The organism is Flavobacterium commune (assembly GCF_001857965.1).
In the GTDB taxonomy this organism is placed as follows: Bacteria; Bacteroidota; Bacteroidia; order Flavobacteriales; family Flavobacteriaceae; genus Flavobacterium; species Flavobacterium commune.
This window is the reverse complement of the sequence record NZ_CP017774.1, coordinates 3,335,588-3,351,012: the sequence shown is the minus strand read 5'-3', so window position 1 is coordinate 3,351,012 and position 15,425 is coordinate 3,335,588. Positions and strand designations below refer to the sequence as shown.

Below are 15,425 nucleotides of genomic sequence, written 5' to 3'. Positions count from 1 at the left end.
TTTTTCAAAAAAGTTAGTTTTAATTCATAAAATCAGACATCAGTTAATCGTAATGAAAAAATATTATTTACATAACGGTATCGAAAGCAGCGGGCCTTTTGATATAGCCGAATTGCAAATCAAACAAATTACAGCATCAACACCTGTATGGTTTTCAGGAATGCCCGACTGGAAAACAGCTGGAGAAATAGAGGAATTACAGGCTATTTTAAAAGTTACCCCACCTCCTTTTCAGGCAGTACCGCCAACTACTGCTCCAACACCGAAAAAGAAAATAAAAAATTCCAAGATTATGGGATTACGCAAAAACACCTTTTACATTGCGTCATTATTTCTGGTATTAATTATAGGGAGTGTGTTTTTAACTATTTTACAAGAAAACAGAAGAATCGATTTTGAACATAAAAACGATAAAACCGAGAAAGAAAATCGACAATTTCAATTACAGGAAAAAGAAATTCAGGAACAAAAACTACGTTTAGCAGAACAGGAAAAACTTGAAGCGGAACGACTTGTCAAAGAAAGAAAAGAAACCATCAATACAAGGCTTTCTGAAATTCGAATCAAACAGATTGAAAACCAAACTCTTTTAGAAGACGCTAAAAACAGACTAACAAAAGCAAATGAATTTCAGTTTTTTAGAACAGCCGATGAAAAAAATAAAGAAATCAACCTTGTTCAAACAAATATTAATCAACTAAAAAACAATATTGATTCCCTTGAAAATGAGCGCAATCAATTGAGTTTGGAGTTAGACAGAATACGAATAAAAGCAAGACAAAATCCTTAAAATCAATAAAACAGCTTGTTTATTTTATCATATAAAGTCAAATAACACCTTATATTTTTGAATCAAAATTTACTATTCCTGCTCTAAAATTGTAAAATATTTTTACCACAGATTCGCAGGTTTTATTCTTAAATAATGATGGAAAAAAAGTTAAGATCTGCGAATCTGCGGTATTTTTATAAATTCAATTGCGCTTCTGACTTATTTTAAATTCCTATTCGAAGATTGCCTAATAATCAATTCCGGCTCTAAAATGATTCGGTTAATCGTTTTTTTCTTGGGGTTATTTATTCGTTCCAAAAAAGCTTCAGCAGCTAATTTTCCAATTTGGTCACTATGCTGATTTACGGTTGAAATGGAAGGCTGCGTCAACGAAGTAAAAGGCTCATCGCTAAAACCGATCAGCGCTATTTCCTCAGGGACTTTAATATTATTTTCTAAAAGTACTTGCAAAGCACCAAGCGCCGCAATGTCTCCAGCCACATAAACCGCATCGGGTCTTTCGGGAGAATCCAATAATTGCTGCATAATTCGGCGACCATCTTCCAAACGCAAATTACTTTCGATAATCCAATTTTCGGGAGCTGCTAATCCTGATTTCTCCAATGCATCTTTATAACCCCGAATTCGTTCTTTGTAAATTCGGATGTGTTTAAAACCGGCAATATGTGCAATGCGTTTGCAATTTTGTGAAACCAAATGATCAATAACCAAGTGGCTACTTTTATAATCGTCAATCCCTACATAATCAACATTTAACTCCTCTTCACCTCTATCAAACAATACAAGTTGGGTACCTTTGGATTTTATTTTTTGGTAGTATTCTAAATCAGTCGTTTCATTTGCCATAGAAGCTATAATTCCATCCACCTGAATTTTTAATAAAGTATCTATTTCCTGACATTCTTTGGCATACAATTCATTCGACTGGGTCATGATGATATTGTAACCATTCAGATTGAGCACTTTTTCGATATTTTCGACTACCGAAGAAAAAAAATGACTGTTGACACGGGGAATAATTACACCAACCAAATTACTTTTCCCTTTGCGTAAAGCACTCGACAAATAATTAGGCTGGTAATCCAGTTGAATTGCCGCTTCTTTCACCGCGACTTTAGTCTTTTCACTAATTCTGGGATGATCATTCAAAGCTTTAGAAACCGCCGAAGGTGTTAAACCTAATACAGCAGCAATATCTTTTATCGTAGATTTTTTTTTATTCTCCAATTAGTTTTTATATTTGTTCAATCGATTGAACAAAAATAGCTACTTTAAACTGAAAACACAAGATATCTCTATTTGTGTTTTTTATTTTTCGGACTGTTCAAACGTTGGAACAAAAAAATAATTAAGAAAATGAAATACATTGTTTGCGAAAAACCAGGTGAATTTATCTTAAAAGAAAAAGAAGCACCTGTAAGAAAAGAAAATGAAGCCTTATTACAAATCAACAAAGTAGGAATCTGCGGAACCGATTTACACGCTTATGGCGGAAACCAGGCTTTTTTTAGCTACCCTAGAATCTTAGGACACGAATTGGCTTCAACAGTACTTGAAATTGGAGACAATTCCAGAGGAATCAAAGCTGGAGATAATGTTGTAATCATGCCTTATGTAAGTTGTGGAACTTGTATTGCGTGTAGAAACGGAAAAACCAACTGTTGTACCAATATCAAAGTGTTGGGTGTTCACACTGATGGTGGAATGCAGGAACAAATTACAGTCCCTACCTCTATCCTTTTGCCAGCAAATAATTTATCTGACGACCAAATGGCTATTGTAGAACCTTTGGCAATTGGTGCGCACGCTATTCGTAGAGCGGCAATTGTTCCAGGAGAAACTGTTGCTGTAGTGGGTTGTGGACCTATTGGAATTGGGATTATGAAACTGGCTCAAATTGCCGGTGCCAAAGTAATCGCTATTGATATGAATGAGCAGCGTTTGGCTTACGCCAAAGAAAAAATCGGTGTGGATTATACGGTAAAAGCAGGCGAAAATACGGTTGAAGAAATCACTAAAATCACCAATGGCGATTTATGTACAGCTGTTTTTGATGCTTCAGGACACAAAGGAGCTTTGGAAACTTGCCCAAATTACATGTCTCACGGTGGTCGTTTTGTGCTTGTTGGTTTATCCAAAGGAGAATTGACTTATAGCCATCCAGCGATTCACGCCAAAGAAATGACTTTGATGTGCAGCCGAAATGCTACTACCGAAGATTTTGAACACGTAATCAGTATTTTAGACCAATTCCCAACAGAATCGTACATTAGCCATAATGTTCCTTATACCGAAATGATTGCCAATTTTGATAGCTGGTTAAATCCTGCAACAGGCGTAATTAAAGCTACTGTAGATTTTAAATTAAAATAGTATGATAATCGATTCGCATCAGCATTTTTGGATCTACGAAGCGGAAAAACACGCTTGGATAGACGATGACATGAAAGTCATTCGAAAGAATTTCCTGCCTGAAGATTTAAAATTAGTTTATCAAGCTAATGGTGTCGATGGTTGTGTGGCTGTGCAAGCAGATCAAACATTGGCAGAAACAGATTTTCTTTTGGATTTAGCCGAAAAAAACAACTTTATCAAAGGAATTGTAGGCTGGGTTGATTTAAGAGCTTCTGATATTGACACTGTTTTAAAACATTACAGCGCATTTTCAAAACTAAGAGGATTTAGACATGTGGTTCAAGGCGAAGCCGATCATAATTTTATGTTGCGCCCTGATTTCCTGAACGGAATTGCTGCATTAGAAAAATACAATTTCACTTATGACATTCTTATTTTTCCACATCAGTTAGGAGCAGCATTAGAATTAGTACGCCGTTTTCCAAATCAGAAATTTGTCATCGATCATATTGCAAAACCATATATAAAAGACGGATTTTATGATGGTTGGGCAACTTTAATGAAAGCGATTGGTGAATACCCAAATGTGTATTGCAAACTATCCGGAATGACCACCGAAGCCGATTATAACAACTGGACTCCAGAGCAAATAGAACCTTATATGCAATTGGTTTTAGACACTTTTGGTGCAAACCGAATCCTTTTTGGTTCCGATTGGCCGGTGTGTTTAGTGGCGGGAAATTACACAAAAACAAAAGAATTAGTAACCAATTTCATTGCGAAATTAAACTCCGAAGAGCAAGCTGCTATTATGGGTGGCAACGCAATGCAATTTTATAACTTATAAATTATGGATTTAGGATTAAAAGGAAAAGTAGTCGTAATTACTGGTGCGGCTGGACTTAAAGGAAGTATTGGAGAGACTATTTTGCAACACCTGGCTGCCGAAGGTGCCATTCCAGCGGTAATTGATAGAAACGATAGAGGTTTTGCTTATATTGAAGAAATTCAAAAACAAGGAATTGACGGTTTATTTTGTAAAACAGATGTAACTAATCCTAACGAAATTGAAGCTTCAATTGCTAAGATTGTGGCAAAATATGGTCGTATTGATGCCTTAATTAATAATGTTGGTGTTAATGACGGTGCAGGATTAGACGCTTCTTACGAAGAATTTATGGATTCTTTGAAACTGAATATGGTAAGCTACTTTGTAACTGTAAAAAGTGCACTTCCTTACTTAAAAGAATCTAAAGGTCCAATTTTGAACATTGGTTCGAAAGTTGGATTAACAGGTCAGGGAGGAACTTCAGGTTATGCTGCTGCCAAAGGCGGTGTTTTAGGATTAACCCGCGAATGGGCGGTGGATTTAATTAAACATTCGATAAGAGTAAATGCGATTATCATTGCCGAAAGCTGGACTCCTGCTTATGATACCTGGATTAAAACATTGGAAAACGGAGAAGAAAAATTAAAATCTATCGTCAAAAAAATTCCTTTGGAAAACAGAATGACAACTCCGGACGAAATTGCAGATACATGTTTGTTTACCATTTCTGAAAGATCATCACATACTACGGGACAATTCATCTTTTGTGATGGAGGTTACGTTCACTTAGACCGTTCGTTATTAACGGAATAAAAACGGTTGAAAAAATTTAAAAAGGACAAATCATAAAATATATGATTTGTCCTTTTTTATTATAATTAATCACATTTTAACCAACCCGTAATACTCATTCTGGTATTTTGAGTAAGTAAAACTTCGTGAAGTAACTCATCACTTTTAAAGAAAACGGTTTTTCCCTGTGTTGGACTTATTTTTTGATTATTATTATCCTGATGAATCAGCAATTCTCCGCCATCCGCAGTTTGCCAATTGCTGTTTAAATAACTAATCATCGAGAATTTTCTACTTGAATTATTTTGAAATTGATCTAAGTGTTTCAGGTAAAAATCGCCTTTTTTATATAAGGAATAATGAAACTCATATCCCGTAATTCCAGTATAACAGCTTTGATTCAGATAACGAATAAAATCCTCAATATGTTTGAAGAATTCATTTTCGAACGCATTATTATGCTTTTTATCCAACCAATAAATTGAATCGCTACGAACAGTGCTATCATAAGCAATACTTTCAGAATTTCCTGTTCCAGCCTCTTTCAACAGACTTTGCTCGTTTAAGGAATATAGATTTTGTTTTAAATTATTGGCTAATTCATAAGTTAAAAAGTGTTCTGATATGCCTACTTTGTTTTCAATATACGAAGCTATTAAAGCCTCAAAGTTTTTTTCCATTTTGTAATAACCCAAAATAGGGCTAGAAAGCGAAATTAGACTAAAAACACCTACCTATTACATTTATAACTTTTAATTACAATAAATAAAAAAAGGATTTAGAAATGAATCTAAATCCTTGTATTTCAAATTTATAAAAAGTTACAATTTACTAATATAACTTCCGTAAATATCCTTAAACTGATAGCCTTCAGCAACGCGATCTTTACTTAATTTTCTATATTCAACTAAGCCCCAAAGAATGAATTCTTTCATAAAAAACTTATCTTCTTTTGCTAAATCAGCCTGATATTCTTTAAGTAAGATTTCTAATGGCACAATAGCCCCTAAAATATTTTGGTATTCGGCATCAGAACAATCATCCAATAATTCAAAACCACTTTCGGCAAAAAACCATTCTATTAAATCTGAATAAGGCGTTTTATCATTTGGTTTTTCTAACTTTTCAATTTTAGGAAAATAAACTGGAAAAATAGTACGCACCGCCGAAGCTATTAAACTTTCAGCAACTGCAGCCGCTCCCTCCTGCTCTCCTTCGTAAACCAATTCTACTTTCCCAGTTATGGAAGGAATAATTCCCATAAAATCAGATAATCGCAAAGTAGTTTTATCAACACCCGCTTTTAAAGCACGTCGTTCGGCAGTACTTAGTAAATTCTCATAAGCCGTAATGCTCATTCTGGCACTCACCCCACTTTTATGGTCGATAAATTCACTTTCTCTGGCTTCAAAACTAATTTGTTCCAATAAATCTTTGGCTAATGACGGAACATAAACCGTATCGTTTTGAGTCGCATCTAATTTGGCTTCCTGCTCGGTAATCTTTCTGGCAATCTTTAGATTTTCAGGATAATGCGTTAAAATTTGAGAACCTATCCTGTCTTTCAATGGCGTTACAATACTTCCTCGATTGGTATAATCTTCGGGATTTGCGGTAAATACAAATTGCATATCGAGTGGCATTCGCACTTTAAATCCACGAATTTGAATATCGCCTTCCTGCAAAATATTAAACAAAGCAACCTGAATTCGGGCTTGCAAATCGGGTAATTCGTTTATCACAAAAATACAACGATTGGCACGTGGAATCATCCCGAAATGAATCACACGATCATCGGCATAAGATAATTTCAGGTTCGCTGCTTTTATAGGATCTACATCACCTATTAAATCCGCAACAGTTACATCGGGAGTGGCCAGTTTTTCAAAAAAGCGTTCACTTCTGTGCAACCAGGAAATGGGAGTTTCATCGCCTTTTTCAGCGATTAAATTTTTAGCAAAACGAGAAATAGGATTGAATGGATCATCATTTATTTCAGAACCACTCACATACGGAATATACTCATCAAGTAATTCGACCATTTTTCGAGCCAATCTGGTTTTCGCCTGACCACGAAGCCCTAATAAATTGATATTATGTCGCGAAAGAATAGCTCTTTCCAACTCAGGAATTACGGTGTTTTCAAAACCATGAACGCCTTCAAATGTTAGAATTCCCAATTTTATTTTTTCCCGTAAATTGTTTCGCAATTCGTCTTTTATGGTTTTAGTTTTATAAGCCGATGCTTTTAATTCGCCTAAGGTATTTATGTTTTCTATTTTCATGTTTTTTTATTTAACCGCTAATTATATTTTTCTACCGCTAAGAATGCAAAGTTTTACGCAAAGTTCACTAAGTTTCTTTTTATTCATTAAGCTGATTTCTGCCTTCTCATTTCTAATTTCTAACCTTGAATCTACTTTAATCTCTTTTTACGATTCATTTCATAATCTTCAAAAATCATTTCGCCTAAACCTTTTAAGCCTGTGTAAAAAGCTTTTCCCTGATTGGCTTCGGTAAATTTATTGACAAATTTTTGCAAATACGGATCGCTGGCAATCATGAAAGTGGTGATTGGAATGTGCAGTTTTCTGGCCTGTTGCGCCTGAGTATAGCATTTATCAACAATATATTCATCAAGCCCGTTGCTGTTCATGTAATACGAACCATCACGTTCTCTTACACAACTCGGTTTTCCATCGGTAATCATGAAAATTTGTTTGTTGGTATTTCGCTTTCTTCGAAGTAAATCCATTGCCAATTGCAAACCAGCAACAGTATTAGTATGAAATGGCCCTACTTTTAAATAAGGTAAATCTTTGATCGCAATTGGCCAGGCATCATTTCCAAAAACCAAAATATCTAAAGTATCTTTTGGGTATCGGGTAGTAATTAATTCAGCCAATGCCATAGCTACTTTCTTGGCAGGCGTAATACGGTCTTCGCCGTACAAAATCATACTGTGACTAATATCAATCATCAAAACGGTACTCATTTGGGCTTTGAACCTTGTATCCTCAACAACCAAATCATTTTCGGTTAGCATGAAGTTATCCACGCCATTATTAATTTGGGCATTCCGCAAGCTTTCTGTCAATGAAATTCGTTCCAGGCTGTCACCAAAATGAAACTCTCTGAATTCACCCGTATGTTCATCGCCGTTTCCGGCGTATTTTGTTTTGTGATTGCCGTTTCCGGAACGTTTTAATTTACCAAATATCTGGTCTAAGGCTTGTTGCCGAATCGCTCTTTCAGTTTTTGCAGTAATGCCAAGCCCCGAAGTTCCATCGTCTTTTAATTCTTCTTTGAGGTAGCCTTTTTTCTTTAAATCTTCAATAAAGTCATCAATCGTATAGCGTTCATCAGTCAGTTTGTATTCCTTGTCTAATTCGCGCAACCAATCAATAGCTTCATCAAAATCTCCCGAAGTATGCGTGATTAACTCTTTGAATATCTCAAAAAGTTTGTCAAATGGAGATTGATTAGGAGCCTGATACTGTTTAAAATAGAATCCTTTTTTATTGCTCTTTTCCATAGTCCTTAAAATTACATCATTTTAAAATGTACTTTGACTGAACAGCTATTAATTTTAAGTTAAAAAGGAATATTCTTTTCCCCGTCCCTAAAGGGTGAAAAATCTCATGAAAGTTCATCAAATTTAGACCTTTAGGGATTGAGGAAGTTAATTTTGATGAATTTTAAACAGGCTCTAAAAATCAATAATATTCACCATCAACATAATACCAAATACCATCTTCCTGGACAAAAGTGGAAAATTCATGATGAATATGCGTTTTTTTATTTTGATCTAAATAATACGCTTTAAATTCTACTGTAGTTGGCGTGGATTTTAGCACTTCTAATTTTTGCCATTGATTAGAAGTAGCCCAAAGCAAAATATCTTCTTTAGAATGAAGACTTCTCTGGGATACATGTGTAGTTTTTACTAAATAATCGGCCTGATGGGTTGCATAAGCACTATAACGGGAGCGCATCAAAGCTTCGGCTGTTGGTGCCTTTTCTAATCCTTTGATATAAGGTTCGCAACAATCTTTAAATAATTTTTGAGAATTACAATAACAGAGACTCATACTATTAGAAACTTATATTTGACCGTTAAGCGCTACAATTTTTTGATACAATTGATTTAATAAAACCTGATATTTACTAATTTCTACTAAATCTTCATCCTCATCACTAGTGTCTAATAAATCATCTAATTGTTCGCTAACATCAACCAACTTATTATTTGCCTCTTTGGCATTTTTTGCCGCTATCAAATCAATTATTTCCTGAACTTCGGCTTTTAATGTGGCGTATTTATCGTTTTCCATTTCTATTTATTTTCTTCGTTTCTATTTTCATTGAACTTTTTGACAATCTCTTTCAGCTTTTCTTTTCTAAGCATTTCTGCTTGCTTGGCTTTAGCTTGTGCTTTATGCAACTTGTCGTTGTGTTTCTTTATGTTTCTCTCGTTATTTCGTCCCATTGCACCAATTTATTTCAACACAAAACCCTTTGGCATTGTATGATTGAATAGTTTTACAAAGTAAGGCATTTTTATATTAAAAATAAAACAAGTAATAAATAACGAAAATCTCAATAATGTTCAGCCATTTACTACAAAAAGATAAAATAATACAAAATCACAAAAAACATTAAAACGAGTAAGAATAAACCTCCGCGATTTAAAGTAATTTTACTATTTTTGGTAACATCATTGATTTTTGTCATATTTTCTACTGCATTTTAGTCATAAAATTGAATAAAAAATAAAAAACATAGTATATATAATAAATGGAAATAGGTAATCATTTTTCAAAAAACAAATACAAATCCTTAATAAGGCCTAAAAGGCTGGGACTTATAGTGTTTTTTATCTTATGTTCCATATTTTATTACATCCTTTTACAGCAATATCAAATAGCCCAAAAAGCTAAAAATGACGAAATGTACAAGACTCTGGAAGCAATTCGTCAAAATATTGATCAATCACTGAAGAACAATTATACTACAGCATTGTCTCTGGCTCTTACTATTAATGACAAAGGCGTACCTGAAAATTTTGACGAAATAGCCAAACAATTATTGGCTTCTAATAATGGTATCAATGCCGTACAATTAGTTCCTAACGGAATTATTAGTCATATTTATCCTTTAAAAGGAAACGAAGCTGCCATAGGATTAAATATTCTGACTTCTGAAAAGCATCAGTTTGAAGCTTCACAATCCATTAAAAACAGTAAAATGTATTTTGCCGGGCCTCTTGAATTAAAACAAGGCGGATTGGGCATTGTAGGCAGAATGCCTGTACATAAAGACAATAAATTCTGGGGCTTTTCGGCAGTTGTTATTCACCTGAACACCTTTTTACACAATTCAGGAATTAATAGTATTGACAGTTCTAAATATTATTTTCAACTTTCTAAAGTGAATCCCATCACGCAAAAAGAGCTGTTTTTTCTTCCGGTTAACAAAAATCTGTCTAAAAACAGTTCTGTCACCTCTGTTATTCCTGATGGAGACTGGAAATTGTATCTAACTGATAAAAAACCTCATGAGTTCTACCCTTTTCTATTCACACTTGGTTTTTTCGGAATTCTCCTTGCCGCCTTATTCGCATTTGTAACTACTCGTTTTTTAAAAAAACCGGCCGAATTAGAAGATTTACTGGAAAAGCAGGCTGATAAACTTTTAAAAAACGAAATTAAATTTAAAAGTATTTTTGATCAGGCTGCCGTAGGAATCACTTATATTGACACTAATTCAGGACAACTTTTAGAAGCAAATAAAAAATATTGTGACTTATTGGGGTATTCTGAACAGGAAATAAAACAAAAAAACATAAAATCCATTATTCACCCTGATGATTTAAAAGAGTCAATTTCTAATCTGGAAAAACTGAAACAAGGTATAATTAGAGAATATTCAGTCGAAAGAAGACATATTACAAAATCAGGAAACCTTATTTGGATCAAACTTACCATTTCTCCACTTTGGGAAATCAATACGACACCTACCAATTACATAGCTATTGTTGAAGATATAACAAAACGCAAACTTGCAGAAGAAGCCATCATTAATTCTCAACAAAAAATTGAATCACTCATTAATACTGTTGATGGAATTGTTTGGGAGTGCGACGCAAATACCCTAGAATTCACCTTTGTTAGTAAAAAAGTAGAAAATATTTTAGGTTATACTGCCAAAGAATGGATGAGTACTCCCACATTTTGGACAGATCATATTTACAATAAAGACAAAAATTTTGCGCTACAATTTTGTGCCGAACAAACGTCTAAAAAATTAAATCATGATTTTGAATACCGAATGATTGCCAAAGACGGAAGCATCGTTTGGCTCAGAGACATTGTAAATGTCATAACTGAAAATGGAGAAGTAAAATCCCTAAGAGGAATAATGATTGACGTAACTAAAAACAAAGAAACCGAAGCCGATTTAAACAACTCTTTTAATTTAGTTAGCGAACAAAACAAACGACTTTTGAATTTTTCATATATCGTTTCTCATAATCTAAGATCACACACCAGCAACATTACTTCTATTGTCGATTTAATAACAAATTCTGATTCGGAAGAAGAAAAAGAAGAAATGATTGAATTGTTAAAATCAGTTTCCGATTCACTAAACGAAACTATGCTAAACCTCAACGAAGTAGTTAATATCCAAACTAATGTAGGCTTAACAACCGAAAATTTAAACTTAAAACAGTATATAGACAATACACTTGCTATTCTTTCTAATCAAATTGAACTAAAAGGAATTCAGGTAATTTCTTCAGTCGAAAGCGATATTGAAGTCAACTATAATCCGGCTTATCTGGAAAGTATTTTATACAATTTAATATCCAATGCTATTCGTTATAGTCATCAGGAAAGACATCCGATTATACATATTGATACTTACAAAGAAGCTAAAAAAACAGTACTTAAAGTTTCTGACAACGGAATTGGAATTGATTTAAAAAGAAACGGTCATAAAATTTTTGGGATGTACAAAAAATTCAGCACCCACAAAGATTCTAAAGGGATAGGTTTATTTATAACTAAAAACCAAATTGATGCCATGGGAGGAAACATCACCGTAGAAAGTGAACCCAATCTGGGCACCACATTTAAAGTATATATATCATGACAGAAAAAACTATTTGGGTTATAGACGATGATCCTATCTACCAAATTATTATGAAAAAAATTATTCTTAAATCAGGACTTTTTTCATCCATTCGTTCGTTTCAAAATGGCAAAGATGCCATCACCGCTTTGAAAGAAATTATCTCAAACAATGATAGTTTTCCAAATATTATCCTGTTAGATATTGAAATGCCCATACTGGATGGCTGGGGTTTTATGGACGAAATAGCCATTCTAAAATCACGTATTAATACCGAAATTAAAATCTATATTTCCAGTTCATCAATAGCCATTGAAGATAGAGAAAGAGCTAAAAACAACAGCAGCATTCTGGGATATATGTGCAAACCGATAAGTATTGAAGATTTGACAAAAATTGCTTCAGCCTAATGACGAACTAACTTTTTCGGCTGTTTCCCGTTTTATTTCTTCTAAGCTTTTATCAGTATAAATTAATTCTTCGATAATTAGTTTTCTCAAAAGGCTAATATCATCACAATCATAATGCCTCGCCCAGGAAGTAAGTTCCAGTAAATTCCTGATTTGCTTAATTCTTTTAGTGGTTTCCAAGCTGTTGCGCAGCACTGCTTTTTGATTGTAATCAGGATTCATTTTATGCTGATAATTCACAGTATTCTTAGCCTGATCCATTTCCAGATAATACAATTTTTCAGTTGCATTATCGGGATAAAAACAATCCCATTTTGCAAAACCTATTTTATATTTCGATGCCGTTTCGGGTTCCATAGCAATTAATCTCCATTTGCTATTGGCCAACCGTCCCCAATGATTCGAAAGACGATACATACCTTCTTGAGTATAATAATAACTACTCCCTGCCTTACTTTCAAATTGTACTTTCAATCCTTCAACAGTATCAGGAAGCACTTCGTGAAAGACACAAAAGGTGTTTTTAAAAGAATTAGGATGTGGTTTATAGTTTTTTTGCATAGCTGCAAATATAATCAGAAAGCATAAAAACAAGTCTAAGCCACAAATAATTGATTAACTTTGCACAAAAATTTTTAAAGAAATCATCATGAGCAAAGCTTCAGAAGAAAAGATGTTACAAAAAGGAATCTATACAGGAATTATTGAAAAAGACGAAAATAACAACTTCTTTTGTGGCGAATATCTGTTAGACTACAAAATGGTTCAAACCAAATTTGCTATAGGCGATTGGATTACCATCAAGTCGGTTATAGAAAATCCAAGTGATATGAGTTATGACAAATATCCTAAAAAGTCTAAAAACTTTGATAAGGCCAATAACAAACCGCAGCAATAAACACTGATAATGTGTGTTTTACAATAAAAAAATCTTTTTTTCTTTTTTTTTACTGATAAAGTGAAAACTTAAAAAAAAGTGTACCTTTGCAAAAAAAATTGTCGAATTTGAAACTTAACAATATTTGTTTCATACTAACAGACAAGTAGTTACCTTAATTTATGAAAAAAATAGTTGAATACCGCAAGCTCTTAAATGTAGATAAAACTGCACAGCTAAAAGATTTGAAAACCATCTATCGTAATGCGATGAAAGAAGCACATCCTGATAAATTTCAAGGAGATGAAGAAGGTTTAAAAGCTGCTGAAGAAAACAGTAAAAAAATTATTGAAGCTTACCACTTTTTAGTAAGTATCAATCCTGAAACAATTAAAGCTAATTTACCTGAGTACAATGAAACTATTGCAACTGCAACTGTTACGGATTACAAATTTGTTGAAGGTCGATTAATTATTAATTTTTCTAACGGAAGTGTTTACGAATACATCAGTGTTCCTAAAGCTACTTACGTAAAAATGGTAAATGCTGATTCTCCTGCCAGATTTGCAAAAAGACACATTTTTAACGCATTTCCATACAGAAAAGTAACAAACCAAGATTAACTTAATTAATCTTGAATGATATTAAAAAGCCAGTAAAATTAATTTTACTGGCTTTTTAATTTTCATCAGAATTGGATTTTATTCTAAAACAAAATTCACACTTACATTAGCTGTAATAGTAATTTCCCCTACTGCCAGCGTTTCTTTAACAGCCGAATCACTTTCCATTGCGCCCATCGTTTTAAATCTTGCATAAACCGGTTGTGGATAATAAGCTTGAGAATTATCATTAATGGTTATTGCCTTACCAATTTTTTGACCTAAAACTGACACATAATCTTCTGCCTTGTGTTTAGCTTCTTTCATAGCCAGTTTTCGAGCTTCTGATTCGTATTGTGCCAATTTAGAAGATTGAAAAACCACATTGTCAATTCGGTTGATACCCTGACTTACCAAACCTTCCATCAACTCGTCATACTTATTCAAATCTCTAACAATAATTTCTATCGTTTGAGTAGCATTATAAGTAGTTTTCTTTTTTTCGTAATCGTATTGTGGATTTAAAGCAACACGTTGCGTTCTGTAATCTGAAGGTGCCAGATTCATTTTTTTAATCAATTTCAAAACAGCATCCATTTGTTCATCATTGATTTTTTTGACTTCTTTGGCAACATTGCCTTTGTTTTCAACAGTTGCGGTAATGGTAGCCTGATCAGGAACTACTTTTACTTTTCCTTCGCCGGATACTGTTATTTGCGGAATTGGTTTTATTTCCTGACCATAAGACAAGGTCATGAACATTAGGGATAGAAATACTACTGCTTTTTTCATTTTTTATACTTTTTAAAATTTTTAAACCAATATTCAAAAGCTGTGCCATTAAATCTTCTTCAGCTTTATTAAAATAAAAAGAATTACAATGGGAATGGTTAACAAACTAACCATCAGCGGATTTAGAAAAAGTAAATCAGGATAAACTAACAACGTAATTAAATAGCCGCCAATAGCTCCGCCAAAATGCGCCGTATGACCTATGCCATCGTTTTTAGCTTTCATGCCATAAATGGAATAGAACAAATACAATATACCAAATACATAAGCCGGTATAGGAATGATAAAAAAAATTCCTAACATCATATCAGGACGCAATAATATTGCCGAATACAAAATTCCTGTTACCGCTCCCGAAGCGCCAACAGCCCGATAATTGTAATCATTTTTATGCAAACCTAGAGTTAGCAAACTTCCAAAAAGCAAACTGGCAAGATAAATCATCAGAAAAACCCAACTCCCCAAATAGAGAATAACAACCGGAGCGAAGAAAAAAAGTGTAATCATATTGAAGGCTAAATGCGTAATATCAGCATGAAGAAATCCTGAAGTAAACATCCTAATTTGCTCTCCCGAACGAATACTTCCAATATGAAATTCGTATTTTCTAAAAAAAGAATAATCCTTAAATCCCTTATAACTAAAAAGTACATTAGCAATTATTATGGCTATCAAAAAAGTATTCATTGGCTGTTTCTATAATGATTGGTAAATATAATAATTCCGATAGTGCCGATGAGGCTTTTGAATATAAAAAAAGCTTAGTCGAAAATTTCAACTAAGCTTTTACTGTTTAGGTTTTGAATATGACTTTTATTTAAGAAATTATTCCAAATTGAAT

18 protein-coding genes are annotated in these 15,425 nt (G+C 33.6%); 8 read left to right on the top strand and 10 right to left on the bottom strand.

Translation table 11 applies throughout. The features are described from left to right. Nucleotides 1-52 precede the first annotated feature (52 nt). Nucleotides 53-790, top strand: coding sequence for a DUF4339 domain-containing protein (locus BIW12_RS13845; protein ID WP_071185653.1), 738 nt, complete (start codon nucleotides 53-55; stop codon nucleotides 788-790). A 201-nt stretch (nucleotides 791-991) separates the two neighbouring features. Here BIW12_RS13845 and BIW12_RS13840 read toward each other — a convergent pair whose 3' ends face one another. Next, nucleotides 992-2,020 (bottom strand): LacI family DNA-binding transcriptional regulator, encoded by a 1,029-nt coding sequence (locus BIW12_RS13840; protein WP_071185652.1) that lies wholly within the window; start codon nucleotides 2,018-2,020, stop codon nucleotides 992-994. Between the two features lie 129 nt (nucleotides 2,021-2,149). Here BIW12_RS13840 and BIW12_RS13835 point away from each other — a divergent pair, with 129 nt between their 5' ends. Genes BIW12_RS13835 through BIW12_RS13825 form a run of 3 tightly spaced genes read left to right on the top strand, consistent with a single transcriptional unit; the run spans nucleotide 2,150 to nucleotide 4,790 of the window. After that, entirely contained in the window at nucleotides 2,150-3,166 is a 1,017-nt protein-coding gene (locus BIW12_RS13835) for a zinc-binding alcohol dehydrogenase family protein (protein WP_071185651.1), read from the top strand. Between the two features lies 1 nt (nucleotide 3,167). After that, nucleotides 3,168-3,995 (top strand): amidohydrolase family protein, encoded by an 828-nt coding sequence (locus tag BIW12_RS13830; protein ID WP_071185650.1) that lies wholly within the window; start codon nucleotides 3,168-3,170, stop codon nucleotides 3,993-3,995. A gap of 3 nt (nucleotides 3,996-3,998) precedes the next feature. Next, nucleotides 3,999-4,790 (top strand): SDR family oxidoreductase, encoded by a 792-nt coding sequence (locus BIW12_RS13825; protein ID WP_071185649.1) that lies wholly within the window; start codon nucleotides 3,999-4,001, stop codon nucleotides 4,788-4,790. A gap of 65 nt (nucleotides 4,791-4,855) precedes the next feature. Here the strand turns inward: BIW12_RS13825 and BIW12_RS13820 are convergent, their stop codons facing one another. From BIW12_RS13820 to BIW12_RS16450, 6 genes are all read right to left on the bottom strand, one after another. Beyond that, the gene (locus tag BIW12_RS13820) at nucleotides 4,856-5,449 is read right to left on the bottom strand and encodes a 2OG-Fe(II) oxygenase (RefSeq protein ID WP_071186439.1); all 594 of its coding nucleotides are present in this window, start codon (nucleotides 5,447-5,449) and stop codon (nucleotides 4,856-4,858) included. A gap of 141 nt (nucleotides 5,450-5,590) precedes the next feature. Next, nucleotides 5,591-7,054, bottom strand: coding sequence for an AAA family ATPase (locus BIW12_RS13815; protein ID WP_071185648.1), 1,464 nt, complete (start codon nucleotides 7,052-7,054; stop codon nucleotides 5,591-5,593). A gap of 131 nt (nucleotides 7,055-7,185) precedes the next feature. Further along, nucleotides 7,186-8,304: a vWA domain-containing protein gene (locus BIW12_RS13810; RefSeq protein WP_071185647.1), complete on the bottom strand. Its 1,119-nt coding sequence runs from the start codon at nucleotides 8,302-8,304 to the stop codon at nucleotides 7,186-7,188. 181 nt (nucleotides 8,305-8,485) lie between these two features. Then, entirely contained in the window at nucleotides 8,486-8,860 is a 375-nt protein-coding gene (locus BIW12_RS13805) for a YchJ family protein (RefSeq protein WP_071185646.1), read from the bottom strand. A 12-nt stretch (nucleotides 8,861-8,872) separates the two neighbouring features. Continuing rightward, nucleotides 8,873-9,103, bottom strand: a complete 231-nt coding sequence (locus BIW12_RS13800) for a hypothetical protein (RefSeq protein WP_071185645.1) — start codon at nucleotides 9,101-9,103, stop codon at nucleotides 8,873-8,875. A gap of 2 nt (nucleotides 9,104-9,105) precedes the next feature. Next, a complete protein-coding gene (locus tag BIW12_RS16450) occupies nucleotides 9,106-9,258 on the bottom strand; it encodes a hypothetical protein (RefSeq protein WP_198033424.1) in 153 nt (50 codons plus the stop codon). A 461-nt stretch (nucleotides 9,259-9,719) separates the two neighbouring features. On the opposite strand from BIW12_RS16450, the gene BIW12_RS13795 reads away from it, so the two are divergent. Further along, a complete protein-coding gene (locus BIW12_RS13795) occupies nucleotides 9,720-11,924 on the top strand; it encodes a sensor histidine kinase (protein WP_198033423.1) in 2,205 nt (734 codons plus the stop codon). Further along, nucleotides 11,921-12,313, top strand: a complete 393-nt coding sequence (locus tag BIW12_RS13790) for a response regulator (protein WP_071185643.1) — start codon at nucleotides 11,921-11,923, stop codon at nucleotides 12,311-12,313. The genes BIW12_RS13795 and BIW12_RS13790 overlap by 4 nt, the downstream gene beginning before the upstream one ends. Here the strand turns inward: BIW12_RS13790 and BIW12_RS13785 are convergent. Beyond that, the gene (locus BIW12_RS13785) at nucleotides 12,305-12,874 is read right to left on the bottom strand and encodes a hypothetical protein (RefSeq protein ID WP_071185642.1); all 570 of its coding nucleotides are present in this window, start codon (nucleotides 12,872-12,874) and stop codon (nucleotides 12,305-12,307) included. The genes BIW12_RS13790 and BIW12_RS13785 overlap by 9 nt on opposite strands. An 88-nt stretch (nucleotides 12,875-12,962) precedes the next feature. Between BIW12_RS13785 and BIW12_RS13780 the strand changes: the two genes are divergently transcribed. Together BIW12_RS13780 and BIW12_RS13775 are read left to right on the top strand one after the other, a co-directional pair. Then, nucleotides 12,963-13,211, top strand: coding sequence for a hypothetical protein (locus BIW12_RS13780; protein ID WP_071185641.1), 249 nt, complete (start codon nucleotides 12,963-12,965; stop codon nucleotides 13,209-13,211). A 161-nt stretch (nucleotides 13,212-13,372) separates the two neighbouring features. Further along, on the top strand, nucleotides 13,373-13,813 hold the full coding sequence (locus BIW12_RS13775; protein ID WP_071185640.1) for a KTSC domain-containing protein: 441 nt from the start codon (nucleotides 13,373-13,375) through the stop codon (nucleotides 13,811-13,813). Between the two features lie 78 nt (nucleotides 13,814-13,891). Here the strand turns inward: BIW12_RS13775 and BIW12_RS13770 are convergent, their stop codons facing one another. Together BIW12_RS13770 and BIW12_RS13765 are read right to left on the bottom strand one after the other, a co-directional pair. Next, nucleotides 13,892-14,584 (bottom strand): SIMPL domain-containing protein, encoded by a 693-nt coding sequence (locus tag BIW12_RS13770; RefSeq protein WP_071185639.1) that lies wholly within the window; start codon nucleotides 14,582-14,584, stop codon nucleotides 13,892-13,894. A gap of 48 nt (nucleotides 14,585-14,632) precedes the next feature. Further along, complete coding sequence (locus BIW12_RS13765; protein WP_071185638.1) at nucleotides 14,633-15,271, bottom strand: rhomboid family intramembrane serine protease; 639 nt, start codon at nucleotides 15,269-15,271, stop codon at nucleotides 14,633-14,635. Nucleotides 15,272-15,425: the final 154 nt, after the last annotated feature.

What these genes read in the sequence shown, in the direction of transcription:
- BIW12_RS13795 (WP_198033423.1), top strand. Translation starts at nt 9,720, where the DNA reads ATGTACAAGACTCTGGAAGCAATTCGTCAAAATATTGATCAATCACTG.
- BIW12_RS13820 (WP_071186439.1), bottom strand. Translation starts at nt 5,449, where the DNA reads ATGGAAAAAAACTTTGAGGCTTTAATAGCTTCGTATATTGAAAACAAA.
- BIW12_RS13800 (WP_071185645.1), bottom strand. Translation starts at nt 9,103, where the DNA reads ATGGAAAACGATAAATACGCCACATTAAAAGCCGAAGTTCAGGAAATA.
- BIW12_RS13780 (WP_071185641.1), top strand. Translation starts at nt 12,963, where the DNA reads ATGAGCAAAGCTTCAGAAGAAAAGATGTTACAAAAAGGAATCTATACA.
- BIW12_RS13810 (WP_071185647.1), bottom strand. Translation starts at nt 8,304, where the DNA reads ATGGAAAAGAGCAATAAAAAAGGATTCTATTTTAAACAGTATCAGGCT.
- BIW12_RS13790 (WP_071185643.1), top strand. Translation starts at nt 11,921, where the DNA reads ATGACAGAAAAAACTATTTGGGTTATAGACGATGATCCTATCTACCAA.
- BIW12_RS13770 (WP_071185639.1), bottom strand. Translation starts at nt 14,584, where the DNA reads ATGAAAAAAGCAGTAGTATTTCTATCCCTAATGTTCATGACCTTGTCT.
- BIW12_RS13830 (WP_071185650.1), top strand. Translation starts at nt 3,168, where the DNA reads ATGATAATCGATTCGCATCAGCATTTTTGGATCTACGAAGCGGAAAAA.
- BIW12_RS13785 (WP_071185642.1), bottom strand. Translation starts at nt 12,874, where the DNA reads ATGCAAAAAAACTATAAACCACATCCTAATTCTTTTAAAAACACCTTT.
- BIW12_RS16450 (WP_198033424.1), bottom strand. Translation starts at nt 9,258, where the DNA reads ATGGGACGAAATAACGAGAGAAACATAAAGAAACACAACGACAAGTTG.
- BIW12_RS13815 (WP_071185648.1), bottom strand. Translation starts at nt 7,054, where the DNA reads ATGAAAATAGAAAACATAAATACCTTAGGCGAATTAAAAGCATCGGCT.
- BIW12_RS13835 (WP_071185651.1), top strand. Translation starts at nt 2,150, where the DNA reads ATGAAATACATTGTTTGCGAAAAACCAGGTGAATTTATCTTAAAAGAA.
- BIW12_RS13765 (WP_071185638.1), bottom strand. Translation starts at nt 15,271, where the DNA reads ATGAATACTTTTTTGATAGCCATAATAATTGCTAATGTACTTTTTAGT.
- BIW12_RS13845 (WP_071185653.1), top strand. Translation starts at nt 53, where the DNA reads ATGAAAAAATATTATTTACATAACGGTATCGAAAGCAGCGGGCCTTTT.
- BIW12_RS13825 (WP_071185649.1), top strand. Translation starts at nt 3,999, where the DNA reads ATGGATTTAGGATTAAAAGGAAAAGTAGTCGTAATTACTGGTGCGGCT.
- BIW12_RS13775 (WP_071185640.1), top strand. Translation starts at nt 13,373, where the DNA reads ATGAAAAAAATAGTTGAATACCGCAAGCTCTTAAATGTAGATAAAACT.
- BIW12_RS13805 (WP_071185646.1), bottom strand. Translation starts at nt 8,860, where the DNA reads ATGAGTCTCTGTTATTGTAATTCTCAAAAATTATTTAAAGATTGTTGC.